Origin of the sequence: Mesorhizobium sp. M6A.T.Ce.TU.002.03.1.1 (assembly GCF_003997275.1) — a bacterium.
In the GTDB taxonomy this organism is placed as follows: Bacteria; Pseudomonadota; Alphaproteobacteria; order Rhizobiales; family Rhizobiaceae; genus Mesorhizobium; species Mesorhizobium mediterraneum.
Window position 1 is genome coordinate 1 of the sequence record NZ_RZTI01000009.1, and the last position, 20,483, is coordinate 20,483.

Below are 20,483 nucleotides of genomic sequence, written 5' to 3' on the forward strand. Positions count from 1 at the left end.
CAATCGCTCGATCCCAACCGCCATAATGTTGGTCGCTGCGCGTGCCGCGCGGCAAGCTGAGCACGATCAGCGCCAGACCGATCACAACGTCCGCCGCGATCGCGATGGTTCCACCGCCGGCAAACACGAAGGGTGACACCGCGATCCATGCACCAAGCACTACATTGAGGAAGCGCAGCGGCCGGACAATTTCGGCCATGGCCGTGACTGCGACCATGATAATGAGACAGCCGACGACGTGATCGCTGAAATAGAGCGGCGGTTGCGTGCCAAAGATCAATGGCGTTGTCATCAGCAAGGCGCCGAGCAGCGTGCTCGCAACCAGCGTCCACGGGAAGTTCACGCCGCCGGTGACAAATTCCTTCAGCAACGCGGAAGCTGGACGGTCTAGGTCGGTGTCAGGCGTCTGGTTCTCCGACAGCGCAGGTCCGCCCCTCCAGAAGGTACGCCAGAACGGCTCGCCCGCCCTCGTGGCGCCCCAGAGATACTGGATGGTCGCCAGCACCTCATCGACCGAGTAGGGGATCAGCACCACCGTGACGGCGGCCTGGAGGATGCAGAGCGTGCACAGCGCACCAATCAGCGGTGGCTGGATGATGATGAAGGAGACGCTGACCACGCCGAGCGGAACGATCAGCAAGCCGAAGAGGAGCACCATCCACGGCATGGTGCGCCAGCGCCGGCGGTCGCCGATCGCGCCGGCGAGGATATCGAGGCAATAGGCGAAGGCGCCGACCCCTGCATCGGCTATTGGAAAACCTTGCGAGACCCATGACGTCACCACCGCTTCGCTGCCGTTGCGCACCGGTGCGCCGCCGGGGCCGAAGAACGGATCCCATAGCCCATCTATGTGGCCCATCTGGTAGGCGGCGAGATAACGCGAAACGAATAGGCCGACGAAGGCCAGCGCCACGATGGGGATCCGCTGCGTGAAGGTGGATGGCGAATAGGTCCAGCCCAGCGGGCGGTCGTCGTCGGCCGCCAGCGCGCGACGGCTGATACCTGGGGTCGGCGGGATCATCACCGCGAAGGCGACGATCAGCATGCCGACAAGCGTGTCGACAGCATAGGCGGCAGGGCTGGTCGTCCAGAACAGCAACGGCGCAAGCATCACCCAAAGACCGAGCGACGCCGTGATCCACTGCACCCAGCGCCAGCGTTGGAGCATGCCCAGCAACGCAAAGACCGTCACGAGCAGGCCGGAAACGATTTCGCTAACACCGAGACCGGCGTTGCGGAATTCGGGCTCCGCAATAGCATGTCCCAGAGCGGGAGGTATTGCGGCTGCGACGGGATCGAACAGGCCAACCGTCATCGGCGACGTGACCAGCCACAGTCCGAGCGCAGCGTTGGTCATCGGCGCCCAGAGCGTTCTGAACCGATGCCGTTTTGTGGCCGCCTCGACGTCTTTCTTGCTTCGCTCGAGCGGTCCCTTGAGGCGCCTTTCCGCCTGCTCGATCTCGGGATCCGAAGCCGCGACAACGGGCGGATTGAGCTTGTTGGCCGCGTACCAATCCGTTGGGTCCTGTTTCAGCCGCCGGATCATCTCCGGCAGTGTGTCCAGCAGGCTGTGTCGTGGTGCCCAACCCAGCAGAGCCTCGGCCCGCGAGATATCGATCTCGTAGTGATCGTCCGAGTTCTCGATCATCCACGGCTTGATGTCGGTGTCCTGATCGAGCACCTCCGTCTGCAACCAGGCGCCCAGCTTCGTCAGCTCCTTCGGCAGCGCCAAGGTTCGCCAGTCCTCGCCATGGATGAGCCGGCCGATGCGCTTCTGCATCTCCTCGTATGAGGGTGTGTTTTCTTCGCCGATCAGAAGCACGGTCTCGACTGGAAGTTCGGCGCGCCGGTCGACGGTGCGCACCACCGCATCGACGAGATCGTCCTTATGCAGATAGGGCTGGCCGGCGGTGATATCGCCGGCGAACAAATAGGCGGTCGGCAAGCGCTCGAAGATGCGAGCGATCTGCTGGGCAACGAAGGCCGCCCGGCAGTCTTCGTCATAGACGCCGGCGAACCGCAGGATCACCGTTTTGATTTCGCCGCGCTCCCTCGAGATCAGCGCCTCGGTTTCGGCTTTCGATTGGGGGTAGGCCCAGGCCGGGTCGAGCGGCGAGTCTTCATCTATTTTCGTGCCCTTCCCCGGACTTGGCGCATGAACGAGAAGCGTGCTGGAAAACACGAACTGCTCGGTCTTGATCGCCGTCAGCGCATTCAGGAGCCGGCGCGTGCCCTGCACGGTGACGGCGTCATATTTCGGATTGTCCTTGCCGGTCGTGTCGTAATAGGCAGCAAGATGGATGACCGAGGCGATGCGGCCACCGCTGCGCACCCGTGCCGCCTCCACAGCCCTCCCCACGCCCTCATCGGAGGTGAGATCGATCTCGATCGTTTCCATGTTGGCGGGGGGATGTTTCGGCATTGCTACATCGAGGCCGATGATGCGGTAGCGGTCAATCAAGCCTCGCGCAATCGCCTGCCCGAGGAAGCCGCTGCTACCGGTGATAAGAACCGTCGGAAGGGTCGTGCCGTGATTTGCCATAGGTCAGGCCCGTTTTCGTGTTTTAAACAAGACCCGATGACACGATGCGCTTTGGCCATGGTGCAGCATCGCACTCGCTGGGCTCGCGATTTTCAGCTAGCCCCTCTTATGGGTGGCTTGTCCGTGTCGTTCCATTCGGCGTTGCGTGCCCGCGCTTCGTCGGCGATCAGCTTGAACTCCCGCATCATCGCGCTCTCAATGGCGAATGCACTGCTTGGCAAGGCGCCGGGGTCTTCCTGATTATTCTGGAATTGAAAACGGGCCTCCAGTTCTGCCCATATTCGCTCGGAAGTGGCGTCGAGGCCGGCAAGCAGCGCGACGACTAGCGACAAAGTCTCCCGCTGGGCATTCAGCCGCCCCTCGATCTCTTCATTCGTCAACTCGGACATGTGGGATCGCTTCCAGTTTCAGGCGAAACGGCAAAATCGCGCCCTTGTTCCGGAATTTAGCTCGGCGGCTCGCCCAGAGACGCGGCTACTCTTCCCTGAACGCCCGTTGGATTTGGTCCGCCAAAGGTTTCACGAGATAGGACAGCATGGTGCGGCTGCCGGTGGAAAAGAACACCTCGACGGGCATTCCAGGCGCCAAGGTCAGGCCGTTGAGCCTGTTAAGCTCGGTGCGCGGCAAAGCAACATGCACGGTGTAAAAGCCGGCGCCTGTTTTCTCATCAAAATTCAGGTCGGCGGAAATCTTACCCACGACACCATTCAGCTCCGGTGTTGTTTGCTGATTGAATGCCGACAGCCGCAAGGTCGCGCTTTGCCCTGGCGTCAATTGATCGATATCTTGGGGTGCCACGTGCGCCTCAACAGTCAGGTCGTCGGTCACCGGGACTATCAGCATGATGAGTTCTCCCGGAGAAATCACACCACCGACCGTGTGCACGCCGAGCTGATGAACGACGCCGGTCTGCGGACTGCGAACATCGATACGCTTGAGCTGATCTTCAGCCGAGACCTTGCGCTCCACGAATTCAGAGATCCTTGCCTGGACGTCACGCAGTTCGGTCGCCACCTCGCTGCGCAAATCCTGGTCGATCTGAATGATCTGCAAACGGATCTCCGACGTACGACCCTTCGATTGCGCTATGGCCGCAGTCAGTTGCCCGTGCTCACCTTTAAGCCGCACGGCATCGCGTTCAAGCGCAGTTATGCGATCAATTGAAACCAGCTTGCGTTGCCAAAGTCCGCGCATGCCTTCGAGCTCAAACCCGATCAACTTGATTTCCTGGCTCTTGGCATCTCTTTGCTCGGTCAGGCCGGAAACTTCTTCGGCAAGCTGCGCAATGCGCTCTTCCAACTGGGCCTTCTGACCGGCGCGTGCCTGTCGGCGAAATTCGAATAGAGATTGCTCGCCGGCCATCGCCCGACCAACCTCAGGGGCATCCTGCCGTGACACAAGCGAAGCTGGAAAGGTGATGCTTCCTTTGCCGTCGCGTTCGGCCTCAAGGCGAGCCAGTCGCGCTTCGAATTCGTCCAAGCTCTTGGTAACGATTGCCAAATTGGCCCGAGTGATCGTCTCATCGAGGCGGATCAAAACCTTGCCCGATTGCACGGCATCGCCTTCCCGGACGAAGATTTGACCGACCACGCCACCAGTTGGATGCTGGACTTTCTTGACGCTGGAATCGACGACCAATTTTCCCGAAGCGATAACGGCTCCGGAGAGCGTGGTGACCGCAGCCAAACTCCCCGCCCCGCCGACCAGCAGGATGCAGGTTGCGACACCGCCAAGCAGATAGCGTCGAATAGTGCGATCCGCCGCGAATATCGTGCGTTGCGCCATCAGGATGCCGTCTCTTCAAGCCCGGAAACGACCTTCAAGGGAACGCCTGCTGGGCGAGTTATCTTGTTCAAGATCTCATTCTTCGGGCCAAAGGCCACGATGCGGGCGTTCGCCATCACAAGAACCTGATCCAGGCTTGCCAGCGCGCTCGGCCGGTGTGCGACCACGATGGCAACGCCGCCTCGAGCGCGGACACTTTGAATTGCTTCCGTCAACGCGGCCTCGCCTTCCGCATCGAGGTTGGAGTTAGGCTCGTCGAGAATAACAAGAAACGGGTCACCGTAGAGAGCCCGTGCAAGCGCAATCCGCTGTCTCTGGCCAGCCGAAAGTGCCGACCCGGCCTCGCCGATCCGCGTCTCGTAGCCTTCCGGCAGGTGGATGACGAGATCATGGACACCAGCCACGCGCGCAGCCGCCAGTATCTTGTCCGAGGGCGCTTGCGGTTCGAAGCGCGCGATATTCTCGGCAATGGTGCCGTCGAACAATTGCACATCCTGCGGCAGATAGCCGACATGGTTGCCCAGCTCTTCCGGCGACCACTGGTCGAGCGTTGCGCCATCCAACCTGACGGTTCCACGAACTGGGAGCCATATACCGGCAATAGCGCGCACGAGCGATGACTTGCCAGAAGCGCTCGGCCCGACAATGCCGAGGCCGACGCCCCTTTCCAATGCAAAGGTGGCGTCTTGCACGACCATACGGCGCTCTCCTGGCGGTGTGACACTGATATTTTCGACCGAAAGAGCAGATCTCGGTGCAGGCAGGGAGACACTTATCGCAGTTTCGGGAAGCAGGACCAAAAGCTGGGTCAACCGGGTCCATGCCTGGCGGGCGGTGACGAAACCCCTCCAGTGCGCGATAGCCAGTTCGATTGGTGCGAGCGCCCGGCTCATCATGATCGAACTGGCGATCATGATGCCGCCGGTCGCTTCCTGATGGATGACCAGATAAGCGCCTATCGCCAGGATACCCGATTGCAGCATCATGCGCAGGATCTTCGAGATCGTTCCGAGCGTCCCGGCAAGGTCACTCGCCGTGGCATTGGTGTCGAGATAGTCAGCATTGATCCCTGACCAGCGCTCGGCGATGCGTGATCCAAAGCCCATGCCCTGCAGAACCTCGACATTGCGACGTGTCGCTTCGGCAAGCGTATTGCGCGCTGCCGCTTGACTGTTTGCCTTTCTGGCGGGCTCTCTCGTGCGAATTTCGGCAAGCAATGTCAGGCTGAAGAGAACCACCACGCCGGCCAGCGCCGTCATGCCGATCCAGAAATGGAACAGGAAGCAAATTGCGAGGTAGAGCGGCATCCAGGGCAGGTCGAAAAGCGCGGTCGGACCGGCGCTCGACATAAACGATCGCACTTGGTCAAGATCGCGCAACGATTGGAGGCCGTCGCCTGCGAGCTTGGTGCGCAACGGCAAGCGCATGAGAGCGGCATAGACCTGTCCGCTCAAGCGCGCATCCAGCGCCATTCCGATGCGCACCAGCAAACGCGACCGGATGAGTTCGAGAACGCCCTGAAAGACGAAAAGTGTGCCGGCAAACACGGCAAGCCCGACGAGCGTCGGCACGCTGCGGCCGGGTATGACGCGATCATAGACCTGCAGCATGAAGAACGAGCCGGTCAGCGCCAGGACATTGACGACGCCGCTCATCAAGGCAATTCCCGCCAACGCTCGCCGGAAGGAAGCCAGAACCGCCGCGAGGGTCGTTCGCGGCGGCTCGGGTGGATGGGGATGCGACATCGCCTTCACATCAGTCCCGGTTCAGTCTCAGGCGGCAATGACCGCGCCCGAAATCAGGCCTGATGACGAACGCGTCCGTGCCGAGCCCACCGTCAGGTGTTACGCCTAGATAATCCAATCGTTCAACGCATAGGCATGGATGTAGTCGATCTGCATTTCCGCCGGCGTCGCAAGCCCGTCGGCAGGCGCTCCCGCGATGCCACCAACCGCCAGATCGACCAGCATATACATCGGCTCGTGCATATCGGCAGGCGTTGCGGCACGAGCAACTTCGACGTCATCGAAATACCAAACGAGTTCGTCTTCTGTCCACAGCACGCCATATGTGTGGAACCCTTCGGTATCCGCGGCATACGCCGTCGAGGTCACTGTCGTCTGAGTCCCCGTCTCGTTCGAGTGGCTTGTCAGAATGAGCTTGTTTGGATCCTGACCGACCATCTCCACGACGTCCAGTTCCGGTGGCCAGGAGCCGTCTGCCGGGAGAAGCCAGAAGGCCGGCCATACACCCTGTTTTTCGGGCATGTCGGCTCGAATTTCGAAATAGCCGTAGGTCTGCGCGAAGGATTCGTAGGTCGTCAGCAAACCTGACGTGTATTGGTAGTTGTTTATCTCGGGCCGGATCGCCGCAGGGGCCTTGGCGGCGGTAATCGTAAGAATACCGTCGTCAACGCTGAACGGGTTGACGGAACGCGTCGGGGCGTAGTTGGTATCGATATACCATTGAAGCTCTTTGTTGCTCGTGAGCGAGCTGCCGTTTGCGGCTCCCCACCAGAAATTCGAGTCCCAGGTGCCGCTCGAGCCATTCCACAGGTCCAGCGTGTCGAACTCGTCCGAAAAGGTGAGTTCCAGAGCCGACCTGTCCACGGCCATCTTGAACTGACTTGCGGTAAACTCGCCGATGGTCTTGTTGGCGAAGACGAGAAACTCGTTGTCGGACAGATTGAGTCGAACGTTCGCTCCCGACTGGACCATGTTGGCGCGCACCTCCTCGAAGGAGGTGAAGCCGTAGCTCCCGACACGGACGGTATCCTGAGCGCCAAAGTCCAGGATCAGATCACTGCCGTTGCCGGGGGTCACGATGAAAATGTCCGCCCCGGATCCGCCCTTGAGCACGTCATCGCCCTGTAAGCCGTCGAGCGTCTGTTGGCCGGAGCCGCCGGTAATGATGTTGTTCAGCTCGTTTCCGAAAGCATAGCGTTTGTCGCCCGTGACCGTCAGGTTCTCGAAATTCGCTGGGAGCTTATAGCTCATCCAGGTCGAGATGGTGTCGACACCCTCGCCGGGCCGCTCGACCGCCTTGTTTTTCGAGGAATACAGATAATAGATGTCATCGCCCTTGCCGCCATACATCGTGACGGTGACACTGCCGTCCCCATATATCGAGTCGTTGGACGTGCTGCCATAAAGTGTTGGGCCGGAATTCGTCGCTGAATACCACTTTACGGAGGACCCGCTATAGGGAAGTGGAACGCCCTTGGCGTTCAGTACCGTGGCCATCCCGGTCTTTTCTCCTTTTGTCTCGCCCCGATGTCAGCCCTAACACCTATCGCGGGCAAAAGGAGCCAATACCTTTTGGCTTTCGACTTAGGAGAGTTACCAAACGCTTAACACGTCGTGGGACCTGTGTGGGAAATCCGGATCCCAGTCCCAAGCACCAGGTTGCAATTCTCGGTCTCGATATCCGGGGGAACCGACCTTGCCGCGCAATACCTGAGCAGCGCGGCAAGGTCAGCAGTGACCTATTTAGCTGAACCCAACAGGACGTCGAGATCGACCGCGTCTGCCATCGCCTTGTATCCCGCGTCGTTGGGATGAAGATTATCGCCGCAGTCGTAGTCGTCGCGCAGATACCCCGGTTTGGCCGGGTCTTCCATCACCTTGTCGAAGTCGACCACGCCATCGAAGCCGCCACCGGTGCGTATCCATTCGTTCACTGCGACGCGTATCTTTTCCTTCTCGGGTGTGTAGTAACCCTCGGTGGGAAGTCCTTTGAAGGTGTCGGCGAAGGGGGTCAACGTCGCGCCTACAATGCGTATGCCGTGGGCATGCGCGCGGTCGATGAGCTGTTTGTATCCGGTGATGATCTCTTCGGCGGCCGGTTCCTTGTCGTCCGGCGTGATTGCATTTTCGCCGGGCCAGCCGATATCGTTGATGCCCATCATTACGACGACGGTCGAGACTTTCGGATGGCTCAGGATATCAGAATCGAAACGCGCCAGCGCATTGACACCCATACCGTCGGTCAACACGCGATTGCCCGAAAAAGCTTCGTTAATCACCGCGACCTTGTGGGCGGTTTCCTGCAATCGCTTGGCGATATGGTCTGGCCAGCGGTTATTGGCGTCGGGGGTCGAACAATTCCCATCCGTGATGGAATCCCCGAAAAACACGATCGCCTGGGATTCCGGCGCGGCGTCAACCCATATATCGCTCAGAAAAAGGCGTGATTTGAGTGTGCTGTCAGCCTTGAACGCCGCCTCGTTTGTGAAGTTCCCCGGGCCGGAAATGTAGGCGGTTTGCACACCATCCCAATGCACCGACGAGAGCGCCGTCTTCTTCGGCAGGAAGATGCTGACCGAGATTTCGGAAAGCGCTTCTGCCGGCAGGTCGACGGGGTCGCTGAGGATCGGGGCTCCCGGCGGAACGACCACAGAACTCTTGCCGCCCCAGGTCAGGGGCTTCAGGGTCGCCTGATCGACGTCGCCGTTCTTGCCTGCTATTCCGACGCTGCCGGCCCCGATAGTCAGCGGCCTAGCGCCGAAAGCATTCGATAGGACGACCCGGACGGTATTGCCGCCAACGCTGATGCGGGCAACTTGGCGGACGGTCTGATTCTCCAATACCTCCGGCACTCCAAAAGGCGCAGGAAGATCACCCAACCAGCGCGGAGCAGGTGTGGCAGCCCAAGTGGTGATCCAGGCTCCCGTTTCGGCGCTTTGTGCCCCGAAACCAACCGTCGCGGAACCGGCCGCCACAGCTGCACATATCAGGATAGTCTGACGCAGACGCCGTTTCCTCCCTGCTGCGGGAGAAAGCACCGATGAAACCTTACCTGCAAAATTGAAACACCTATTGAGCCGCATTTTCATCTCCTCCTCGAGACATTGCTGGTAATGCCGCCGCCGGCCTAATTATGACGGGCTTCAGAGGAAATGAAATTGAACTTCCGTTGCGATCTAGACCAGCGCCAGGAGCAAGATGTCCGACCGTGGCAGAGGGATGCCGCCCGCCTGTTTCCTGCGAGCGGCGGACTGAGCAGGCCGTCCGATCGTGACCGCGGTACTATATCAAAGTCATCGCTGCGGTTCGAGTGAAGGCCCCCAGAACCAGACTTGGCGTGCGGAAGGCGTCAGCTTTGCCCCAAAAGTGCACGCGCTAACTCTTGCCATTCCTCATCAAGCGTCAAGGTCGACGGCGCGGCGCCGCAGCGACGATACCAGTATTCCGCATTCGATTGATCGCCTTCCTTGCGATGGAGGTAGGCATGCACGCGCATACCCGCGATATCGCCGCGCACCTGCGCGTGCTCGTGCGCCTTAACCCAATCGCCCTTTGCATCCCACCACAGCGCCTGCAGGGCAGGGTTCAAGCCGGCGGGCGGCTGTAATTGCACAATCGAATCTCTGAAGGCTTGCAGATCCATCTCTCTACCGACGTAATGTATATGGGCGGCGCCGATGATAGTGTAGCCTCGAATTCTCCAACAGCGAAGTCGCGCCGTGCACGGCAAAGAGCCTGCCATTGTCCAATCTCGGGCGGTACAAAAGCGCCGCCGATTACGGTTCGCTCGCTCGCGGTAACTGATGGCCGGTGAGCTAGGACCCGAGCCCATCGGATCACACCGCGAGGCTCACATTCGGCTCCCACGATCAACTGATCGTTATCTCTGTGCCGACATGGTGATGAGGCCTGTCACAAGCCGCTCGTATTGATGGCCATAGTTCTCGCCGAGAATTACAGAGAGGACTTCCATGCGCATTCCAGCCAGCGCCGCCATCTTCTTCACCATAACGACATCGACTCTCGCCCAAGATCCCGGCGCGACCGCCTCCAGTGCCGTCTATGGGCCTCGGCTGGAGGGCTTCAGCTATGCCCATCCGGTCAAGATCCACCGCTTCACTTCGCAGCGCCAGCCCATCGAAATGGCTTATCTCGATGTTCCGGCGCGCGGGAAGGCGAACGGCAAGACCGTCGTGCTATTGCACGGCAAGAATTTCTGCGCCGGAACCTGGGAAGTGACCATCGACGTGCTGACGACAGCGGGTTACCGTGTCATTGCGCCGGATCAGGTCGGCTTCTGCAAGTCGACTAAGCCGCAGAAATATCAATTCTCGTTTCAGCAACTGACCAATAACACCGCTGAGCTCATCGAATCCCTCAATGTATCCGACGTCATCCTTGTCGGCCATTCTATGGGCGGCATGCTGGCAGCACGCTACGCTCTGCAGTTTCCTCAAACCGTGGAGCGCCTGGTGCTGGTGAATCCGATCGGTCTCGAGGACTGGCAGGCGAAAGGTGTTCCCTATGCCACCCTCGACGTGGCATACGCCAGCGAACTGAAAACCAGCTTCGCCAGCATCAAGGCCTACCAGCAGCGCGTCTATTACAATGGCGACTGGAAGCCGGAATACGACCGTTGGGTGAGCATGCTGGCTGGCATGTACGCCGGCGAGGACAAGGAGATAGTGGCGTGGAACCAGGCCCAAACCTCGGACATGATCTTCACCCAACCTGTGATCCATGAGTTTGGCAATATCTCCGTACCGACAACGCTGATCATCGGAGGCAAGGATCGCACAGCCCCGGGCAGCAATCGCGCCAGCGCGGAGGTCGCGAAGACGCTCGGCCAATATCCAAAACTCGGACGCGCCGCAGCCGCGGCCATTCCAAACGCGACGCTCGTTGAGTTCCCAGAGCTTGGACATTCACCACAGATAGAGGCACCCGACGAGTTCCACTCAGCACTCGTGGAGGCGATAAAGTAGCGGCCTGCCCGGACTTTGGCTCGACCTTTGGGAACGCCCGTTGTGGCATTCCGCTGCCCGAAGCCATGCAGCAGTCGCTGCATCGCTCGGTGAAACCGGCGTCCACTACTACAACGACAACGCCCCGATCGCGATCGCCGGCTGCCCACGCATGCGGCAATTCAGCCGTTCGTCGTTCGATCACCGCGAGCTAGGACATACCGTTATGGTAGCCGGATCTCCAGGGCTGCCGCCGGTATATACCAGACGCAACGCTAAATTGCCTCCGGTCGCGGTGGCCACCCGCAACTGGAAACCATGACGGGCATTGCTGTGACGAACAGGATATAAGCCTATTTGGCAGCAAGCTGGTTGAGGAAAGCCCCACCGTCATGAAGCCAATGAACGAACAACATCTCGCAGTTTTACGCCGACACATGGTTGAGATGATTGCGATCCATACCGACCTTGCAAACGACGAACTCGGCAAGGCGGCGCTCGATGAGCGGGTGATGGCAGCGATGCAGCGGGTGCCGCGCCATCTCTTCGTGCCAAGCTCAGTCGCTCCTTATGCCTATCAGGACATGCCACTGCCGATCGGCTTCGACAAAACCGTCTCGCAGCCGTTCATCGTCGCTCTCATGACCGATCTCCTTGCTCTTCAACCGCGCGAGGCTGTGCTCGAGATCGGCACTGGCCTGGGCTACCAAACCGCAATTCTCGCGGAACTCGCCGGGCACGTTTGGAGCGTCGAAATCATCGAGGAATTCGCGAGCCATGCCGAGGCTCTCCTGCAGGGCTTCGGTCTATCCAATGTCAGCATTCGTGTCGGAGACGGGTCTCGCGGCTGGCCCGAGCACGCCCCGTTCGACAAGATCCTAGTCACCGTGGCGGCTGGGCGGGCGCCGTCGGCTTTGCTTGAGCAACTCAAGCCGGGGGGCCGCCTGGTTATGCCTGTGGGGCCCGAACAAGGGCAGTTGCTGACGGTCATCGACAAGGATTCGGTAGGGCAACTGAAGACCCGCAAACTCATCCCGGTTCGGTTCAGCCGGCTCGAAACGGTCTAACGAGGGTGCGGACATCGGCCCACAGGGTCAGCAACTTCGCTATGCCAGAGGACGCAGGTCGCGCGTGGATCGTTTTTAACCCGACTGCGCCCGTGCTAGCGCCTCACGTTTTCCACCGGCCAGACCGTTGTCATGACCGCCTTTTCTGGGCCAGGGCGCGCTTAGGAAACGTGGGAGCAGATCGACCAGACGGGTCTCCCAGGTGAGGCTGCCGTCATCGATGCTTGCGTTATGGATTTCACCGTCTCATGGCTGCTTCGCGTCCGCTCGTTTGAGCATCGCAAATGCGCGATTGGTCCGTTGCAGCGCTGTGGCGTTTGCCAGCAGTGCGTAAAGCGCGAACCCGCCCGTGAGAATCCAGGGCGAAGTGGCGCCCGTGGCGATCGCGATTCCGTCGGCGACCAATAGCACGCAAATGAACACCAGGCGCTCCATCCGTTCCAAGAAGTCCGGCCACGCCTGATTTTCTATGGGGATTTCGATCGCCGTCCGCGCCTTGGCGTAGCTGGTGAGGATTCCGCCGGCGAACGCGATCATTGCGATCGCCCACAGATCGGCGACCCAGCCTATTGCCGCAAACGCGGCAAGTTCCTGATACCGGTCGGCCATCGCGTCGAAATAACCACCGGCCTTGGTGCTCATATGTCTCCGACGGGCAACCGCGCCGTCCAGCGCGTCGAAGGTAAACGCCAACGCGAGGCAAAGGCCAAAGGCAAGGGTTGACTGGTGGTACACATAAGCGGCGCACGACAGGGCGACGAGCACCAGCCCGCCTGATGTAACCTGGTTCGGGGTCATGCCGATCCCGATCAGCGGGGAAGCGGCGTGCTCCCATAGCGGGTCGATACGACGTTTCATGAGGCCGGCGATCATGATGACTTGGCTCCTCTGATGATGTCGCTTTGCGAAGTTTAACCGGCAAATTGTGGGTTCGTTCCAGCCCGTCGGCGCAGATCGAGGTGGTCAGCGCGGTCGAGACCGGATCAGGCTCTTCCCCGGCTCAAGTCTTGGCGAATGCGCCCATGGATTGAGGCAGTCAGAGAACTGTCAAGCCGACGGCGAAACACAAAAGCTCCGGTCGCTGCGATAACATCCGATGTTGTTTCGAAGTTTCTGCAATGCCCCTTGTGTCCGCCGTCGCAAATCGACCGGCGGTCTAGCGGCAGTAATCGGAAAGATGTGAATATAATGCCTATTTACAATTCACGGGGAAGCCGCCCGAAACTCGATGCGTAAATTTCTGCCTAAGTTCGCTTACCTGCTCGCGACCTCGGCCGGCGCAGGATTATCCCCGTTATGGCCGGGCACGGGCGGCGCGGCTGTTGGAGTGGTTCTTGCCGCGATCCTGATACCTGCATCGCCTTGGCTGGTCGTGGTTGCCTACATGGCCGTATTCGCCGTGGGAGTATGGGCGTCGTCGCATGTCGTCTCCCGTACCGGAACGGAGGATCCGCAGATCGTCGTCATTGACGAGACCTTCGGTACCGCCGCAACACTTTCCATGCTGCCGCTCGACCCGGTCTGGTGGGCAGCAGGTTTCCTTGCATTCCGGTTTTTCGATGTCGTCAAACCCTGGCCCATCCGCGTCATGCATGACAAGGTAAGGGGTGGTCTCGGCATCATGCTGGACGACGCGGCTGCGGCTGTGTTCGCCGGGGCGTCGCTGCTCTTGCTGAACGATTTGATTCAACGTTTGTCATAAGGGCGACATTCAGTCTTCACCTGCCACAGTCGAGCTCAAGGCGGCGATTGGGATAAAGCGAGAACGATTGGCAGGCGATCCCTCAGCCTCGCACAGCCGCCGCCAGTCCGCTGCCCACGCGGCCTCAGGCATCTCTCCACTAAAAATCTGCCAAAGCCGTGCTAGGCCGCAGCACCGCGCGGCCGCGCCAAATCGTTCGTTCCTTCCGGATCCGGCGCTTGGCCATAGCTCATCTTCTTCATCTGCTCGATCACCCGCGCCATCTCTTCGTCGGAAAGGACCGGCGGCTCGCCAAGGGTAAGCGCCTGGACATACATGCGCGACAGGGTTTCGACCTCGTTCGCCAGCCACAACGCGGCTTCCATGGTCTTGCCGAGCGAAATCTGACCGTGCTGGCCGAGCAGGCAAGCGAGGCGATCCTTGAGAGCAACCAAGGCATTGTCGGACAAGGCCTGCGTGCCAAAGGTTGCGTAGCCCGCGCAGCGGATGGTCGTACCGCCCGCCACTCCTGTCATATAGTGGAAGCTCGGGATCGTCTTATGATGGCAGGCCAGCGTCGTGGCATAGAGCGAGTGGCAATGCAGCACGACGTTGATCTCCTGCCGCTCCCTCAAGATGTCACGGTGGAAGCGCCACTCCGAGGAGGGTCGTCGGCCGACATAGGTGCCGTCAAAGCCCATCTCGACGATGTCTTCGGGCGTCATCGTTTCGTAGGGTAGCGATGAGGGCGTGATCAGGAAACCGTCGCTGGAGCGCACCGACAGGTTGCCGGCATTGCCCTGGTTGATACCGCTGGAGTTCATCCGGCGGCAAACATCCACCATCTCGCGGCGCAGAGCGCTGTCATCAGTCATCGGTCAGTCCTTCTGTCTTGTCTCGGAAGAATGTGTCTGTTTGCCAGTTCGCGCCACCGCTGCGCATAGGCCGCGAGCGCCGCACGATCGCCGGCAAAGGCGGCCGGCAGGCTGAGCGCGATCGGAGCCGGCGTGTCACGGGCTTCATGTTCGCCAAGTAATGCCGCACCCGAAGCGGTGCCGTAGGAGTCAAGGTTGTAAACCGTTTCGGCGTTTGGCCGCAGCGCGGCAACTAGCGTGGCGTAGAGCGGGTCCCGCAGGAATGTGCCATCCAATGCAACCAACCCGTTTTCCTTCAGCGCATCGATACATTCCGCTGTCAGCAGCGCGGCATAGAGCACCGCGAGCGCCTTGCGCTCCTCAGGGGTTTCTGCAGGCGGCCCTTCAAACCGGCCGCGCCCAGCGCTGCCGGGAAACAGTCCGTCATCGTCGCCGAACGACGGCAATGCGAAGGTGCCTCGCCCAATCAACGAACTGACCAGCGCGGCGTCGGCCGCATTTCCTTCTTGCCCCTGCCCTGCCACATGACTGAACTCTCGTCCGCCCATGGTCAAAACACCGCCAACCGGGCGTCCTGTCACGTCGCTGTTCAGCACCATTCCGCGATTTTCATCGAGTTGGTCGAGAGGTGTCGCGGCGCACATTCCGACAATCCAGGTTCCGGTGGAGATCACGCAGGCGTCGCGCATGCCTGCCGCCTGATAGCGGTAGAGGTTCAGGCTGCTGTCGTGGCCGCCGGTCAGAACAGACAGCTTTTCCGATATGCCGTGCCGGCGCGCTAGATCCTGCCGGATTGGCCCCAACGTCTCCCAGGCCGGATGGAATGGTGGCATGAGGCGCTTCCAGCCCTGCCCCGCCACAATGGGCGACCACTCCTTGCGCACGTTGTTCCATAGATGTGATTGCGCCGAAAGAACCGTCGTTTCGGCCGATGGCACGCCTGACAGCCGCCAGGCCCAATATTGGGGCAAGCCCAAGTACCAACGAGCTTGAGCGACGCGCTCCGGATCAACCTGCTGCATCCAGTACAGCTGGCGCGCCTGGTGGGCGGCCTTCAGCATGATCGAGCTGCTGCGATCGAAGAAATCGCCCGAAAGGGGCGCGTAGCCATCGCGAATTGCAGGCGGCAGGTCCTGCTCGTAGTCAATCATCGGCAGGGCGGAAGTGTCGTCGGGATCTGCGTTCACCAGAACCCCCGCGGAGCCATGTCCGGTGCCGACCATTTTTTCCAACGGATGACGACGGCACAAAGTGGCGAGCGAGCCGAACAGCCAGTCGCTAATGCCATTGAGATCGTGGTGCCGCCAAGGTGGACCGGGCCGCACTTCGTTGCGGACGCAGAGGCTCTCCGCGAGCATGCCGTCGAACGTCATCGCGGAGAGCTTTATATTGGTCTTGCCGACATCGAGGACGGCGATCCTTGCGCCGTCCACCTTCTGCCTGTCACCCATCGTTTCAGATCAGACCGTATTGGCGAGCCTTGTTGCGCAGGAACGGCAAGCCATTGCCCATCACTTCGGCCTCGTCCTTCGCGACTGGCCGCCAGACTGAGAGACCGTAGGAGACTTCCGGCGGCATGTTGATGAAGCTTTCCATGGCAAGTCCGCCCTTGAAGCCGATCGCCGCCAGCGTCGCGTAGATCTCGTCCCAGGGGCAGTTGCCGGTGCCTGGTGTGCCGCGATCGCTCTCAGACAAGTGGATGTACTTTAGATAGTCGCGTGCGGCCAGAATGCCGTTGGCGGCCCCCTTCTCCTCGATGTTCATGTGGTAGGTGTCGAGATGAACAAAGATGTTGTCGGCCCCGACCTTCTCGACCATCCAGACGGCCTGCGCGCCGGTATTGATCAAGTGGTTCTCGTAGCGGTTCACCGCCTCGATTCCGAGCTCTATGCCGCGCTTTTTGGCGTGCTTGGCGGCGACGGTCAGCACATGCGCAATATTGTCGTATTCCTTCTCGGTCGGTGGCAGGCCGGTGCGTTCGCCGATACCGCCGAAAATCACGCCGGAAAGCGCCAGCGCGCCCATCTCGGCGGTCTTGTCGATCGCCACTTCGAGATGTTCGATGGCAGCATCTGGCCGCACCGAGGCCCAGGCGCGCTCCGGCAGGCCAAGCGAGCAAACGGCAGGAAGATTGTGCTGTTCGAGCAAGGCGCGCGTATGCGCGGCATCGACCGCCGGCGCGTTCAGAAGCGCGATCTCGATAAAGTCCATCCCGTATTTGACCGAAGCCGCGATCGCCTTCTCAGCGCCGGCCCGATCCCAGTTCATCGTCCACATCGAGGTGTGGACCCCAAAACCATGCATCTAACTCACCCTCTGTTTGTGTTTAGGAATTTGAGACGCCCGGCAAGCCAGCGCAGGATCATAACCGTGATCATCAAAATGCCCCAGACCGCCGTCGCAAGATGCTGGTTTGCGCCCATCAGATTGAGCCCCGAGGACAGAAGCTGGAGCACGACCAGCGCAACGAAGACCGGGATCACCCGACCGAAGCCGCCGAACGGATTGACCCCGCCAAGAAAGCAGGCAAGCACGGTGATCAGCAAGTAAGACTCGCCGTGGCCGACACGCACCGAATTGAAGCGCGCCAGCATGATGATACCGGCGACCGCGCACATCGCGCCGGACAGTGTGTAGACGAGAACCTGTACCTTGCGCGTATTGATACCGGAATAGCGCGTGGCTTCGATGTTGGAGCCGATCATGTAGGTGTTGAAGCCTAGCTTCATGCGTGTCAGCAGGATGTGCCAGATCAGCACGCTAGCGATGAAGATGAGCAACGGCACCGGAATGCCAAAAATCGAACTATAGCCGATCCGCGCCAGGAACCCGGGAATGCCGGACACGTCGCCGCCACGCGTCAGGAATTCGCCGAGACCGCGCAGGAAGATCATCATCGACAGCGAGACCAGGATCGGGTGAGCCTTGGTGTAGGCGATGACGAGCCCCATGATCAGCCCACTCAGTGCTCCAACCGCGACAGCAAGGACCGAGCCAAGGACAAAGGCGCCGATGCCCGCGTCGACGCCTCCCTGGCTTTGCAGTACCCAAGCCAGCGTCAGGCCGGCCATGTTGGCCGTGAAGGTGATGGCCAGGTTCAGGCCGCCGGTCAGGATCGGCAGCAGCATGGCGAGTGTGAGGAGGCCGAGCTCCGGCAGCTGGAAGGCGACGGATCCAAAGGTGGCGCGGGAAAGGAAGTTCGGCGCGGCAATGCCGAACACGACCATGACCACCGCGAACGCGGCAAGCGGACCTGCCAGTTCGGGGCCAAGCGCATTGCGGGCGCGGTCAATCAAAACCGTCATGAAGGCACCCGTCGGCTTTTCAGGAACGGCAGCAGGCGTTCGATGCTGGTGTTCGACAGGGTGATGGCGGCAAGAATGATGGCGCCGACGATCATCTTGAACGCGAAAGGCGACACACCCATCAAATTGAGTCCGTTCTGGGTGATCGAGACCAACAGAACGCCCAGAATGCAGCCAAGCACGCTGCCTTTGCCGCCGCCGAGCCGCGCACCGCCAAGGACTGCCGCTGCCAGGACGTCGAGTTCGCGCCCATAAAGGGCGTTCGGCACGACTTCCTGCGCGTAATGCGCTTGGACGAGACCGGCGATGCCCGCCATCATGCCAAGCCAGCCGAAGGCGATAAATTGCATGGCACCGATATTGATGCCGAAGCGGCGCGCGCCCTCCGGATTGTCGCCAAATGCGTAGAGCTGGCGACCAGTGGTGGTGCGCGTGATCAACGCCCAGGTAGCGAACACGCATATGGCCATAATGAGCACAGGTAGGGTGATCTCCGCCCAGGTCCCGTCAGCCATCTCTCGCTCGAACAGCACGACGCGGGTGGTGAGCCAGTCCGGCAGATTGTAGATCGACACGCCACCTGTGAAGAACATCAGCAAGCCGAAGAAAATGTTGAAGGTCGAAATCGTGGCGACGATCGAGATGATCCTGAACCCGTGGATCAAGAAGGCATTGATGCAGCCCAACGCGACGCCCAAAGCGCCAGCGATGATGAGGCCGACAATCCAATTCCCGCCGCCGACCCAACCGAGGACAGTCGCCGTCAGATATTGCACAACGGAGGCAGCAACCGCGAAGGAGATGTCAATGCCGCCGGCAATCAGCACAACGAGCAGGCCGACAGCGAAGATGATGTTAACCGAGCTGGTGTTGAGAAGGTCAAACGCGTTGCCGAGGGTGAAGAACCGGTCTGTCGCAAACGAGAGGAAGACGCAGATGACTGCGATCACGGCGAGCAAAGCCAGTTCCGTTGCGTGGGAGCGGACAAACCTACGCATAGACCGCCTCCTCGATCGCCTGGAGGGTCGTAGCGCCCGGTGCATATTCGCCGACAATGCGCCCCTGAGCCATGTGCAGCACACGGTCCGCGTTGAAATAGACTTCAGGGACCTCATCCGAGATCAGGATAATAGCCAGGCCGCTGTCCGCCAGCTTGGAAACGATGTCGAAAATGCCGGCGCGCGCGCCGACATCGACGCCGACTGTCGGTGCGTCGAGGATAAGCAGTTTCGGATCGGTCGCCAGCCATTTTGCGATGGCGACACGTTGCTGATTTCCCCCAGACAGGGTCGAGATCGCGTCGTCCTGCTTTCCGATCTTGACGCCGAGATCCCTTATCCAGCGATTGACCAGAGATCGCTTGCGATCGCTCGAAATGAAACCGCGCGAAAGGATCTTGTCTAGCGACGCGACCACCATGTTATCGGCGATTGCCTGGGGCTGAATGAGACCGAGCGACAGCCGGTCTTCCGAAAGATAGGCGACGCCGGCGGCGATCGCGTCACGGTTGGAACCGAAGCGAACGGGGTTGCCATCCAGGACGACAGAGCCCGACTTCGGCTTGCGCATGCCAAACAGCGTCAGCGCGAGCTCGGTGCGCCCTGCCCCGAGAAGCCCGGTGATGCCGAGTGTCTCGCCGCGCCGGACCGTCAAGGATACATCCTGGAATTCACCGGGCCGCGACAGCCCCTTAACCTCAAGCATGACCGGGCTCGTGCCCAAATCCCGATGCAGGGCGGAATAGCCGAAGGTCTTGCCTGTCATCAGCTCGGTGATGCGCGATTGGGTCAGGCCTTTGGTTGGATAGACGCCAACGAGCGCGCCGTCGCGCAGCACGGTCACGCGGCTGGAGATTTCAAGAACCTCCGCCAAGCGATGGCTGACGAACACAACGGCGACGCCCGACGCCGACAGATTGCGCACGATATCCAGCAGATAGTCGGTTTCGGATTGAGTGAGCGACGCCGTCGGCTCGTCCATGAAGACGAGCTTCGCCTGGCCGACGAGGGCGCGTGCGATTGCTACGATCTGCCGCTGTGCGATGGGGAAATGGTGAAGTGCGAGATCGACATCGAGGGTAACACCAAGACGTTGCAAGGCATTGGTCGCGACACGGCGCATTTCGGCATAATTCACCAGCCGCGGCCAGCGGGCGATGACCGTCTGGAACGCGATGTTCTCGGCGACAGTCATCTCGGGAAACAGGGCGAGGTCCTGCCAGATGACCTGAATCCCGCCCGCCTGCGCCGTTACCGGCGACATGTGGGAGTAGCTCTGGCCGTCATAGTCGATCACGGCGCCCGCCTCGGGCCTGTACACGCCTGTAATGACCTTGATCAGCGTGCTCTTGCCGGAGCCGTTCTCGCCGGCCAGGCAATGCACCTCGCCCGGCAGCACCTCAAAGCTGACATTCTTCAGCGCCTTCACGCCGCCGAACGTCATGTTGACGTTGCGGAGCGACAGCAGCGGCCGTGATGCGGCGCCATCGAGTGCCTGATCAGCCATCGAGTTGAAACCCT

General features: G+C 60.5%; 17 protein-coding genes. 3 read left to right on the forward strand and 14 right to left on the reverse strand.

All coding sequences use genetic code 11. From position 1 onward, the window contains the following. The 7 genes from EOC93_RS04615 to EOC93_RS04645 form a co-directional block, all read right to left on the reverse strand. Window positions 1–2,542: NAD-dependent epimerase/dehydratase family protein (locus tag EOC93_RS04615; protein ID WP_127203990.1), on the reverse strand; the 2,542-nt coding region annotated here is incomplete at its 3' end. Window positions 2,543–2,634: 92 nt separating this feature from the next. Then, a complete protein-coding gene (locus EOC93_RS04620; protein WP_206532212.1) occupies window positions 2,635–2,931 on the reverse strand; it encodes a hypothetical protein in 297 nt (98 codons plus the stop codon). Between the two features lie 85 nt (window positions 2,932–3,016). Continuing rightward, window positions 3,017–4,327 carry an HlyD family type I secretion periplasmic adaptor subunit gene (locus tag EOC93_RS04625; protein WP_127203991.1) on the reverse strand — a complete coding sequence of 437 codons (1,311 nt, stop codon included), beginning with the start codon at window positions 4,325–4,327 and terminating at the stop codon, window positions 3,017–3,019. Next, complete coding sequence (locus EOC93_RS04630) at window positions 4,327–6,072, reverse strand: type I secretion system permease/ATPase (protein WP_127203992.1); 1,746 nt, start codon at window positions 6,070–6,072, stop codon at window positions 4,327–4,329. Before EOC93_RS04630 ends, EOC93_RS04625 begins: the two co-directional genes overlap by 1 nt. A gap of 105 nt (window positions 6,073–6,177) precedes the next feature. Beyond that, complete coding sequence (locus tag EOC93_RS04635) at window positions 6,178–7,569, reverse strand: family 16 glycosylhydrolase (RefSeq protein WP_126103051.1); 1,392 nt, start codon at window positions 7,567–7,569, stop codon at window positions 6,178–6,180. A gap of 242 nt (window positions 7,570–7,811) precedes the next feature. After that, window positions 7,812–9,155, reverse strand: a complete 1,344-nt coding sequence (locus tag EOC93_RS04640; protein WP_127203993.1) for an SGNH/GDSL hydrolase family protein — start codon at window positions 9,153–9,155, stop codon at window positions 7,812–7,814. A gap of 266 nt (window positions 9,156–9,421) precedes the next feature. Continuing rightward, window positions 9,422–9,715: a hypothetical protein gene (locus EOC93_RS04645; RefSeq protein ID WP_127203994.1), complete on the reverse strand. Its 294-nt coding sequence runs from the start codon at window positions 9,713–9,715 to the stop codon at window positions 9,422–9,424. A gap of 328 nt (window positions 9,716–10,043) precedes the next feature. Here EOC93_RS04645 and EOC93_RS04650 point away from each other — a divergent pair, with 328 nt between their 5' ends. Continuing rightward, window positions 10,044–11,057 carry an alpha/beta hydrolase gene (locus EOC93_RS04650; protein ID WP_127203995.1) on the forward strand — a complete coding sequence of 338 codons (1,014 nt, stop codon included), beginning with the start codon at window positions 10,044–10,046 and terminating at the stop codon, window positions 11,055–11,057. 371 nt (window positions 11,058–11,428) lie between these two features. Continuing rightward, a complete protein-coding gene (locus EOC93_RS04655) occupies window positions 11,429–12,103 on the forward strand; it encodes a protein-L-isoaspartate(D-aspartate) O-methyltransferase (RefSeq protein WP_127203996.1) in 675 nt (224 codons plus the stop codon). Window positions 12,104–12,349: 246 nt separating this feature from the next. Here EOC93_RS04655 and EOC93_RS04660 read toward each other — a convergent pair whose 3' ends face one another. After that, the gene (locus EOC93_RS04660; protein WP_127203997.1) at window positions 12,350–12,976 is read right to left on the reverse strand and encodes a CDP-alcohol phosphatidyltransferase family protein; all 627 of its coding nucleotides are present in this window, start codon (window positions 12,974–12,976) and stop codon (window positions 12,350–12,352) included. A gap of 355 nt (window positions 12,977–13,331) precedes the next feature. Here EOC93_RS04660 and EOC93_RS04665 point away from each other — a divergent pair, with 355 nt between their 5' ends. Next, complete coding sequence (locus tag EOC93_RS04665; RefSeq protein WP_095486364.1) at window positions 13,332–13,805, forward strand: phosphatidylglycerophosphatase A; 474 nt, start codon at window positions 13,332–13,334, stop codon at window positions 13,803–13,805. A gap of 161 nt (window positions 13,806–13,966) precedes the next feature. Here EOC93_RS04665 and EOC93_RS04670 read toward each other — a convergent pair whose 3' ends face one another. The 6 genes from EOC93_RS04670 to EOC93_RS04695 are packed head-to-tail and all read right to left on the reverse strand — an operon-like array spanning window position 13,967 to window position 20,469. Beyond that, window positions 13,967–14,659: a class II aldolase/adducin family protein gene (locus EOC93_RS04670; protein ID WP_095486363.1), complete on the reverse strand. Its 693-nt coding sequence runs from the start codon at window positions 14,657–14,659 to the stop codon at window positions 13,967–13,969. After that, the gene (locus EOC93_RS04675; protein ID WP_127203998.1) at window positions 14,656–16,110 is read right to left on the reverse strand and encodes an FGGY family carbohydrate kinase; all 1,455 of its coding nucleotides are present in this window, start codon (window positions 16,108–16,110) and stop codon (window positions 14,656–14,658) included. The genes EOC93_RS04670 and EOC93_RS04675 overlap by 4 nt, the downstream gene beginning before the upstream one ends. Window positions 16,111–16,114: 4 nt before the next feature. Then, entirely contained in the window at window positions 16,115–16,963 is an 849-nt protein-coding gene (locus tag EOC93_RS04680; RefSeq protein WP_127203999.1) for a sugar phosphate isomerase/epimerase family protein, read from the reverse strand. A gap of 5 nt (window positions 16,964–16,968) precedes the next feature. Then, window positions 16,969–17,964, reverse strand: a complete 996-nt coding sequence (locus tag EOC93_RS04685; RefSeq protein WP_095486360.1) for an ABC transporter permease — start codon at window positions 17,962–17,964, stop codon at window positions 16,969–16,971. Next, window positions 17,961–18,962 (reverse strand): ABC transporter permease, encoded by a 1,002-nt coding sequence (locus EOC93_RS04690; protein ID WP_127204000.1) that lies wholly within the window; start codon window positions 18,960–18,962, stop codon window positions 17,961–17,963. Before EOC93_RS04690 ends, EOC93_RS04685 begins: the two co-directional genes overlap by 4 nt. After that, window positions 18,955–20,469, reverse strand: coding sequence for a sugar ABC transporter ATP-binding protein (locus tag EOC93_RS04695; protein WP_127204001.1), 1,515 nt, complete (start codon window positions 20,467–20,469; stop codon window positions 18,955–18,957). Before EOC93_RS04695 ends, EOC93_RS04690 begins: the two co-directional genes overlap by 8 nt. Between the last annotated feature and the right edge of the window lie 14 nt (window positions 20,470–20,483).

Coding starts and splice junctions, on each gene's coding strand:
- EOC93_RS04620 (WP_206532212.1), bottom strand. CDS start 2,931: ATGTCCGAGTTGACGAATGAAGAGATCGAGGGGCGGCTGAATGCCCAG.
- EOC93_RS04625 (WP_127203991.1), bottom strand. CDS start 4,327: ATGGCGCAACGCACGATATTCGCGGCGGATCGCACTATTCGACGCTAT.
- EOC93_RS04630 (WP_127203992.1), bottom strand. CDS start 6,072: ATGTCGCATCCCCATCCACCCGAGCCGCCGCGAACGACCCTCGCGGCG.
- EOC93_RS04635 (WP_126103051.1), bottom strand. CDS start 7,569: ATGGCCACGGTACTGAACGCCAAGGGCGTTCCACTTCCCTATAGCGGG.
- EOC93_RS04640 (WP_127203993.1), bottom strand. CDS start 9,155: ATGCGGCTCAATAGGTGTTTCAATTTTGCAGGTAAGGTTTCATCGGTG.
- EOC93_RS04645 (WP_127203994.1), bottom strand. CDS start 9,715: ATGGATCTGCAAGCCTTCAGAGATTCGATTGTGCAATTACAGCCGCCC.
- EOC93_RS04650 (WP_127203995.1), top strand. CDS start 10,044: ATGCGCATTCCAGCCAGCGCCGCCATCTTCTTCACCATAACGACATCG.
- EOC93_RS04655 (WP_127203996.1), top strand. CDS start 11,429: ATGAAGCCAATGAACGAACAACATCTCGCAGTTTTACGCCGACACATG.
- EOC93_RS04660 (WP_127203997.1), bottom strand. CDS start 12,976: ATGATCGCCGGCCTCATGAAACGTCGTATCGACCCGCTATGGGAGCAC.
- EOC93_RS04665 (WP_095486364.1), top strand. CDS start 13,332: ATGCGTAAATTTCTGCCTAAGTTCGCTTACCTGCTCGCGACCTCGGCC.
- EOC93_RS04670 (WP_095486363.1), bottom strand. CDS start 14,659: ATGACTGATGACAGCGCTCTGCGCCGCGAGATGGTGGATGTTTGCCGC.
- EOC93_RS04675 (WP_127203998.1), bottom strand. CDS start 16,110: ATGGGTGACAGGCAGAAGGTGGACGGCGCAAGGATCGCCGTCCTCGAT.
- EOC93_RS04680 (WP_127203999.1), bottom strand. CDS start 16,963: ATGCATGGTTTTGGGGTCCACACCTCGATGTGGACGATGAACTGGGAT.
- EOC93_RS04685 (WP_095486360.1), bottom strand. CDS start 17,964: ATGACGGTTTTGATTGACCGCGCCCGCAATGCGCTTGGCCCCGAACTG.
- EOC93_RS04690 (WP_127204000.1), bottom strand. CDS start 18,962: ATGCGTAGGTTTGTCCGCTCCCACGCAACGGAACTGGCTTTGCTCGCC.
- EOC93_RS04695 (WP_127204001.1), bottom strand. CDS start 20,469: ATGGCTGATCAGGCACTCGATGGCGCCGCATCACGGCCGCTGCTGTCG.